Source organism: candidate division WOR-3 bacterium (genome assembly GCA_039801725.1).
Lineage (GTDB): Bacteria > Hydrothermota > Tepidihabitantia > Tepidihabitantales > DTDR01 > DTDR01.
This window is the reverse complement of sequence record JBDRVE010000010.1, coordinates 1-7497: the sequence shown is the minus strand read 5'-3', so window position 1 is coordinate 7497 and position 7497 is coordinate 1. Positions and strand designations below refer to the sequence as shown.

Below are 7497 nucleotides of genomic sequence, written 5' to 3'. Positions count from 1 at the left end.
GAGGAAAGTAAGATTAAGATTGAGAAATTGAAAGAAGAATTGAAATCTCTTAAAGAAGAGAAAATTAAAGAGACTGAGAGAGAACTTAATAAGATTAGAAAAGAAAAGGAGATAGAAATAGAAGAGAAAATTAAGGAATTAATAAAGAGGGGAGAGGAGAATAAGAAAAGGACTTTGGAATATTTGGTAAATAAGTTTTTTGAGATATGGCAATCGCCAAAGTAAAAAAGGTTTTAATTCTTACCCATAAGGAAGAGAAAGAAGAAGTTTTAAAGGGCTTACAAAGATTGGGAATCTTTCATTTGGCAAAAAGGTCATACGAAGAAATAACTATCCAGAAAGAAGATTTAAATAAAATTGATGAGGTTATTGATTTTCTAAACCCCTATCTGCCAAAAGAAGAGAAAAATAAAAAGGTTCTCATTGAAGAAGAATTTTTAAAGAATTTGAAAACAGAAGAGATAACAAAAATTGTAAATCTTTTTATTGATAAGAAGAGAAATCTTATTGAATTGGATAAAACAATAAAAACTTTAAAAGAGGAGATTGAAAGAATAATTTATTTTAAGGATTTTGGCAGACCCATTGAAGAACTGAAAAGTTTTAAGAAATTTAATTTTCTCTTTGGTAAGATAAATAAGAATAATTTTTTAAAGGTTGAGAGTATTTTAGAAAAGGATAAAAGTTTTTATAAAATTATTAATGAGACAAAGGAAGATATTTATCTCTTTATTGGTATTTATCAAGAATTTTATGAGGAGTTAAGAAATCGGTTAATTAGTCAAGGTTTAGAAGTTATTGACCTTTTTAAATACCAAGGGAAAATATCAGATAATATTGAAAGACTAAAAAAAGAGATAAAATCTTTGGAAGAGAAAAAAGAAGAGGTTTTAAAAGAATTAAAGGCAAGTAGTTCTTATTTAAAAGAGTTGAAGATTTATTATGATTATCTCTTTAATGAGAAAATAAGAAAGGAGATTGAGAAGGGGTTATTTCTATCAAAAAGATGTGTATTAATTACTGGTTTTGTAAAAGAAAGGGATATACCAATTTTGGAAGGATTTTTAAAAGGTTTTAAAGCACTTACCTATTCTATTTTGGAACCGAAAGAGGAAGAGATTCCTGTTGCCTTGGAGAATAGAAAGATTTTTCAACCCTTTGAAATTGTTTTAGAACTTTACGGAATGCCCAATCCAGAGGAACTTGACCCAACACCTTTTTTGGCACCTTTCTTTGCCATCTTTTTTGCCTTATGCTTAACTGATGCTGGTTATGGTTTGGTGCTTACTTTCCTTTCTCTTTATCTAATGAAAAAATTTCCTAAGGGAAAGAAATTTTTGACCTTACTTCTTATCTGCTCAATTTTTACCGTCTTTGCTGGTGCCTTTACTAATGGCTGGTTTGGTGATTTCTTTGACAAATTTAATCTATCTTTCTTAAAGAATTTGAAAGATAAATTAATCCTTTTTGACCCCTTTAAAAATCCGATGGTTTTCTTTATCCTTTCGCTTATTTTAGGTTATTTACATTTAAATTATGGATTTCTTTTAGAGATTTATGATTCCTTTCGGATAAAAAATCCTTTACCGGCAATCTTTAATGAAGGTGCTTGGTTTTTGGTATTAAATTCCCTTGTTTTATATATTCTTTTTAAAAAATTTTATTTTCTTTTAACGCTCTTTTTAGGGATCGCCTTTATTATTTGCCTTTCTAAAATGGAAAAGAAATTATTTCTAAAACAGTTTATTTTATCTTTGATTATCTTCAATATCCTCTTATTTTTTGCTTTGAGATTAAAATTTTTGCCCAATCTCTTTTTCTTTACGAAGTATCTTGTTCTTTTATTGACCGCAATCTTCTTTTTAATTTCTTTGCGGCAAGAATTTAAAAAAATTAATCTATTAATAACCATTCTTGTTTTTATTCTTCTTCTTTTCTATGAGTTAAAAATTGTTAATAAGACTTTACCAATAATAATAAGTTTAGTTGGTTTCTTTATCTTTAAGGAGAATCGGAAATTATTAAAGAAACTTATTTGGGGTGCTTATAATTTATATGGTGGGACAAGTTTTGTTGGTGTTGTGCTTTCTTATATAAGGTTAATGGCGTTAGGAATGGTGACTGCTGGGATTGCGATGGCGATTAATACGATTGCTTCTTTGGCGATAAAAATTCCAATCTTAGGGATTATTGCGGCTTTGATTATTTTACTAATCGGTCATAGTTACAATTTGGCAGTTAATGTTTTGGGTGCTTTTGTTCATACTTTAAGGCTAAACTATGTAGAATTTTTTCCGAGATTTTTTAGTGGTGGTGGCATAAAATTTTCACCTTTAAAAATGGAAACAAAATATGTGGAAATTAAAAGTTAAAAAGGAGTGGATATGGGATTAGCAATGGCAATTTTAGGTTTTGCTTTATCAGCCTTTTTAGCCGGTATTGGCTCGGCATTGGGAATTTCTTATGTTTCGCGAGTGGCTAATGGCGTACTCGCTGAAGACCCAACGAAATTCGGTAGTCTCTTTATCTTAGTTGCTCTTCCCGGTACCCAAGGATTTTACGGATTCTTAGGTGCTTTTTTAGGAATAATGAAAATTGGTATTTTAGGAAATCTCGTTCCCCTTTCGTGGGATCAAGGTATTCAGCTTTTCTTTTCTTGCTTACCAGTAGGAATAACTGGTTTGATTACCGCGATCTTTCAAGGAAAGGTTTGTGCTGCTGGTGCTGAATTGGTTGCCAAGAGACCAACCGAAGCAATGAAAGCGGTAATCTACGGTGCCTTAGTTGAGACCTATGCCGTATTAGGACTTTTAGCAACAATCTTCTTACAAATGGGAGTGAAAGTGTGATTGATTTAACCAAACTAAAAGAAAAAATCTTAAAAGAAGCCGAAGAAGAAAAGAAAAGAATTTTACAAGAAGCCGAAGAAGAAGTTAAAAATATTGAGAAAAAAACCGAAGAGGAAATTAAGAAATTAAAAAAGGAGACCGAACAATTTTTAGAGAAACATCTTGAAGAATTAAAGAAAAGAGAACTTGCCAAGTTAAAAAAAGAAGAGAGTATCAAAATATTAACGCAAAAATGGAAAATTATCGATGACCTTTTCTCTAATTTAAGAGAGGAGATAAAAAGAGATAAGCGGTATTTAGAATTCCTAAAAGAAAAAATTAAAAGTGAGCCTGCTTCCGAGATTATCGTTTCCAATAATGATTTCTCTTTATTAAGTTCCTTTCTCAATCCACTAAATATTAAGATAACAAAAAGTGAAGAGATAAAAGATGGTATAATTATAAAAAAAGAAAGAGAGGAAATTAAATTAGATTTAGAAAGTCTTTTTGCCGAAATTAAAAAAAGATATTTAAAAGAGATTAACCGATTATTATTTGGTTAAAGTTGGCAACATCAAACTGGCATCAGGCAGGATTAAGATATTTCTTATATTATTATTTTTCATTACATAAGATAGGGCATCATTTATTGTTTTAAAAGGTTTCATAAAGATTGATTCAACCACTTCGTTAGGAATACCGACGACGGTATAAATTTCTGCCCAAGTTAATAGTTCTGCCATTTTTGCTGATTTGTGATAGCCCAAAACAAAATTCTTCTTTATTTTCTCAATCACTTCTTCTGGTGAATTAGCAATCTTCATAATATTTATAAACTCTTCTTCACCAATCCCTTTTTCACAAGTAGAAGCCAAAATAATTATTCCCTTTTCTTTTAGAGCCATTTTCGCATTTTCTAATCCCTTTTGTGCCTGATAAAAATTGACATCATAAGGTGGTTGGATAAGGGCAATTACAATATCATATTTCTCTTTTATCGGAATACAAAAAACCTTTTCGGCTAATTTAACTCCTTCTTCAAAAGAAGAGAAGAGGTCACCAAAGGTAAGGCTATAAATTTCTTTATTTTGGTCAACAATTACTTGGATAGAAAATATTGGTTTTTCTACTGCTTTGGCGACTTCTTCCATATCAGAGGATACCGGATTATTTTTCAATGCTAACAAAGTTGCTTCTTTATTTAAAGAGAGAAAATGATTGGCACTAATTGTTTCGTAACCAGCAATTCCAGGCAAAAAAGTTTTTCTGCCACCAGTATAACCAGCAAAGTAATGGGGCTCTATTGAATTTATAGCAACAATCTTATCAACCTTTGTTATTAACTTATTTAAATAAATTGGTGTATTAAAATGAGTTTTGCCCAAATAGACTAAATCTTCTTTTTCCTTACAATTATGGTAAAAAATTCTTTCTTTATATTTTCCATAATAATCTCCAAAGATTTGGAAATTTTCTTTTTCGTCAGGTTTCCGATGAGAACCTAAAGCAACCAAAAAATAAACTTCCTTATTTAAGAAATACTCTTCAATTAAAGAAAGGATTTGCGAAGTAGGAGTAGGTCGGGTATAATCATTAACAATTACCAAAAAACTTTTTCCTGAAGAGAAGAATTTCTCACATTCCTTTTTTAGTTTTGGGACTATCAGATTTAAATCTTCTTTTTGTGGATTTATTGGTGATAGAACATCAACCTTAATATTATCAGGAATTTCAATCTTCTCTTTTATTTTGCCATAAGAGACTTCAAATTCCATAAAAAATTATATAAGAATTTAATTTAAAAATCAAATTAATTGACATAAAGGAATTTTCTTGTCATAATTATATAAATTGTTTATGGAGGGTTAGCCTAATATGGTAAGGCAGCGGACTTGAAATCCGCCGTCGCGAAAAGCGACATGGGGGTTCGAGTCCCTCACCCTCCGTGGAGAGGTGGCCGAGATTGGTCTAAGGCGTCCGCTTGCTAAGCGGAAGTCCATCCCTAAAAGGATGGACCGTGGGTTCGAATCCCACCCTCTCCGTTATTTGATTTATTACAAAATTTTTTTTAAAATTAAGTAATGCCCCTGTAGCTCAGTTGGATAGAGCGACAGTTTCCTAAACTGTAGGCCGTGAGTTCGAATCTCACCAGGGGCAAACTAAAAATAAAATTATGAAAATTAAAGAAGATATATTACAAAATATTTTTACAAAAATTGTTAGTTATTATTACCAAAATAAAAGAAACTTTTTTATAATTGTCGGCTCAATCATTGCCATTATTGTTATTATTATCCTCTCAGTAACTGGCAAACCAAAAACCCATCCAGAAGCACAACTTCGTTTTACCCAGGCATTAGGTTTATATTCTATTGGTAATATTTCCCAAGCCGAAGCCCAGTTTTTAGAGTTGACAAGATTGTTTGGTAATACACCATTAGGAATAAAAGCCTACTTTTATTTAGGAAGAATTTATTACCAAACCCAGAGATTTGTGGAAGCCCAAAGAGCCTTTGAAAAATTTTATGCCAAAAATAAAAATAATCCAGTTTTATCACCAGGAGCATTAATGGGAATAGCAAACTGTTATGAAGAAATGAATGAATTTAAGAAGGCGGCATCTACTTATGAGGAGGTTTATAAAAAATATCCAAAATCCTTGTTCGCTCCAAAAGCTTTACAATCAGCCGGTAGATGTTATATTCAGATAAATAACTATAAAAAGGCAATTGAAATTTTAGAATTGGCTTTAAAAAAATATCCAGAATATCGCGAAAATAGCGATACGAAAGCCTTGCTCTTTTATGCCAAAAGTTCATTAGGAAAAACTAAATAAATATTGATTTTAATAAAAATTTAGTTATTTTTTCTATTATGTTAATAATTACTAAAAAGAATTTTGAAAAAGAAGTCTTAAATAGTGAAATTCCAGTATTAATTGATTTTTGGGCAGAATGGTGTATGCCTTGTAAAATGATGCTACCGATTGTTGAAGAGTTAGCAAAGGAATACGATAAAAAAGTTAAAATCGGCAAAGTAAATGTTGATGAAGAAAACGAATTGGCAGAGAAATATATGATAATGAGTATTCCAACTTTTCTTTTTATAAAGAAAGGAAAAGTAGTTGACAAAGTTGTTGGAGCAGTTCCTAAATCAATGTTAGTAGAAAAATTAAATAAACTTTTGGAGGAAGAATGAGATATTTAACAGTTTTTTTATTAATCACTTTCTTATTTTATTGTGGCGGAAAGAGAGTTAGGCAGCCATTAGATTTTCAATTAGAGAATCTTAATGGTGAGCAGGTTAACCTAAAAAACCATCAAGGAAAAGTAATCCTTTTAGATTTCTGGGCAACTTGGTGTCCACCTTGTCGGGCAGCAATTCCTCATTTGATAAATCTATACGAAAAATTTGGAGATAGAAATTTTATTATTTTCGGTATTGGTTTGGATGAAAAAGAACTATTAATTAATATGCGGGATGAGATGAATATCAAATATCCAATCTTAATTGGTAACAACGAAATTGCTAAATATTATCAAATTCAAGCAATTCCCACTTTGGTATTATTAGATAAAAATGGTAAAATCTATTATAAAGAAGTTGGTTTTTCGGAAGAAGGAGTAAAGAAATTAGAATCAAAAATTAGTGAGTTGTTAGAATAAGATGGAAGAAGTTTCTTTAAAATGGATTAATGGTCTAAAATTTTTATTAACCGACAAAGAAAATCACCAAGTTTTGCTTGATTCCAGTAAAGAAGGTGGAGGAGAGGGTGCTGGTTTTAAACCGATTCACCTTTTTATGGCTTCTATTGCTGGTTGTATGGCAATGGATATTGTCTCAATATTAAAGAAGAAAAGAGAAGATTTGAAGGATTTTAGTATTGAGATTACTGGCGAACGGGCACAAGAACATCCTAAAAGATTTGTTAAAATTGATATTAAATTCAAAGTTAATGAGGAAGTTAATAGAAAATCATTAGAAGAGGCTTTTTTACTTTCTAAAGAAAAATATTGTTCAGTTCTCCATTCAGTTTTGAATCCACCCGAAATAAATTTCTATTTTGAATGAAAAATAATTTTTTAGAAGGACTTACTTTTGACGATATTCTTTTAATTCCCCAGAAATCAGAAGTTTTGCCGAAAGATGTTGATGTTAGTACCAAATTCTCTAAAGGAATTAATTTAAATATTCCTTTAGTAAGTGCCGCAATGGATACAACTACTGAGGCAGAAATGGCGATTGCTTTAGCAATTGCTGGCGGTATCGGTGTTATCCACAAAAACCTTTCTATTGAAGAACAGAAACAAGAAGTTATAAAAGTGAAAAGGGCAGAAAGTGTAAAAATCTATAACCCAATAACTATTACTCCCAATCAATTAATTAAAGAGGCAAAAGAATTAATGGAAAAACATTCAATCTCTGGTATTCCGGTGGTAGATGGAGAAGGAAAGTTAAAAGGGATTATCACTAAAAGAGATATAATTTTTGAGAAAAATTTAAACCAACCAGTAAGCAAATTAATGACCAAAGATAATTTAGTTACTGCTGATGAGAATATCAGTTTAGAAGAAGCGATAAATATTTTAAGAAAGAAGAAAGTAGAAAAATTACTTTTAGTAGATAAAGATAACCGATTAAAAGGATTGATTACTGTCAAAGATATACT

10 protein-coding genes and 3 tRNA genes are annotated in these 7497 nt (G+C 30.6%); 12 read left to right on the top strand and 1 reads right to left on the bottom strand.

From position 1 onward, the window contains the following. From ABIK75_03320 to ABIK75_03305, 4 genes are all read left to right on the top strand, one after another. On the top strand, positions 1-225 hold a 225-nt coding region (locus tag ABIK75_03320), incomplete at its 5' end, for a hypothetical protein (protein ID MEO0090117.1). Then, entirely contained in the window at positions 207-2372 is a 2166-nt protein-coding gene (locus tag ABIK75_03315; GenBank protein ID MEO0090116.1) for a hypothetical protein, read from the top strand. The genes ABIK75_03320 and ABIK75_03315, both read left to right, overlap by 19 nt. Positions 2373-2384: 12 nt before the next feature. Then, positions 2385-2849, top strand: a complete 465-nt coding sequence (locus ABIK75_03310; GenBank protein ID MEO0090115.1) for a V-type ATP synthase subunit K — start codon at positions 2385-2387, stop codon at positions 2847-2849. After that, a complete protein-coding gene (locus tag ABIK75_03305; protein MEO0090114.1) occupies positions 2846-3391 on the top strand; it encodes a V-type ATP synthase subunit E family protein in 546 nt (181 codons plus the stop codon). Before ABIK75_03310 ends, ABIK75_03305 begins: the two co-directional genes overlap by 4 nt. Here ABIK75_03305 and larA read toward each other — a convergent pair. Further along, entirely contained in the window at positions 3380-4603 is a 1224-nt protein-coding gene (larA, locus tag ABIK75_03300) for a nickel-dependent lactate racemase (GenBank protein ID MEO0090113.1), read from the bottom strand. The genes ABIK75_03305 and larA overlap by 12 nt on opposite strands. Positions 4604-4687: 84 nt before the next feature. Here larA and ABIK75_03295 point away from each other — a divergent pair. The 8 genes from ABIK75_03295 to ABIK75_03260 all read left to right on the top strand — a co-directional run. Then, a tRNA-Ser gene (locus tag ABIK75_03295) sits at positions 4688-4774 on the top strand. 1 nt (position 4775) lies between these two features. After that, positions 4776-4870, top strand: a tRNA-Ser gene (locus ABIK75_03290). Positions 4871-4911: 41 nt separating this feature from the next. Beyond that, positions 4912-4985: transfer RNA gene (locus ABIK75_03285), tRNA-Arg, on the top strand. Positions 4986-5001: 16 nt separating this feature from the next. After that, on the top strand, positions 5002-5664 hold the full coding sequence (locus tag ABIK75_03280; protein MEO0090112.1) for a tetratricopeptide repeat protein: 663 nt from the start codon (positions 5002-5004) through the stop codon (positions 5662-5664). A 38-nt stretch (positions 5665-5702) separates the two neighbouring features. Then, complete coding sequence (trxA, locus tag ABIK75_03275; protein ID MEO0090111.1) at positions 5703-6026, top strand: thioredoxin; 324 nt, start codon at positions 5703-5705, stop codon at positions 6024-6026. Further along, positions 6023-6493 (top strand): TlpA disulfide reductase family protein, encoded by a 471-nt coding sequence (locus tag ABIK75_03270; GenBank protein ID MEO0090110.1) that lies wholly within the window; start codon positions 6023-6025, stop codon positions 6491-6493. Before trxA ends, ABIK75_03270 begins: the two co-directional genes overlap by 4 nt. Before the next feature lies 1 nt (position 6494). Further along, positions 6495-6899, top strand: a complete 405-nt coding sequence (locus ABIK75_03265) for an OsmC family protein (protein ID MEO0090109.1) — start codon at positions 6495-6497, stop codon at positions 6897-6899. Continuing rightward, on the top strand, positions 6896-7497 hold a 602-nt coding region (locus tag ABIK75_03260; GenBank protein ID MEO0090108.1), incomplete at its 3' end, for an IMP dehydrogenase. The genes ABIK75_03265 and ABIK75_03260, both read left to right, overlap by 4 nt.

Excerpts from the sequence above, each read along its gene's own strand:
- ABIK75_03315 (MEO0090116.1), top strand. The coding sequence starts at position 207 with ATGGCAATCGCCAAAGTAAAAAAGGTTTTAATTCTTACCCATAAGGAA.
- ABIK75_03310 (MEO0090115.1), top strand. The coding sequence starts at position 2,385 with ATGGGATTAGCAATGGCAATTTTAGGTTTTGCTTTATCAGCCTTTTTA.
- larA (MEO0090113.1), bottom strand. The coding sequence starts at position 4,603 with ATGGAATTTGAAGTCTCTTATGGCAAAATAAAAGAGAAGATTGAAATT.
- ABIK75_03280 (MEO0090112.1), top strand. The coding sequence starts at position 5,002 with ATGAAAATTAAAGAAGATATATTACAAAATATTTTTACAAAAATTGTT.
- trxA (MEO0090111.1), top strand. The coding sequence starts at position 5,703 with ATGTTAATAATTACTAAAAAGAATTTTGAAAAAGAAGTCTTAAATAGT.
- ABIK75_03270 (MEO0090110.1), top strand. The coding sequence starts at position 6,023 with ATGAGATATTTAACAGTTTTTTTATTAATCACTTTCTTATTTTATTGT.
- ABIK75_03265 (MEO0090109.1), top strand. The coding sequence starts at position 6,495 with ATGGAAGAAGTTTCTTTAAAATGGATTAATGGTCTAAAATTTTTATTA.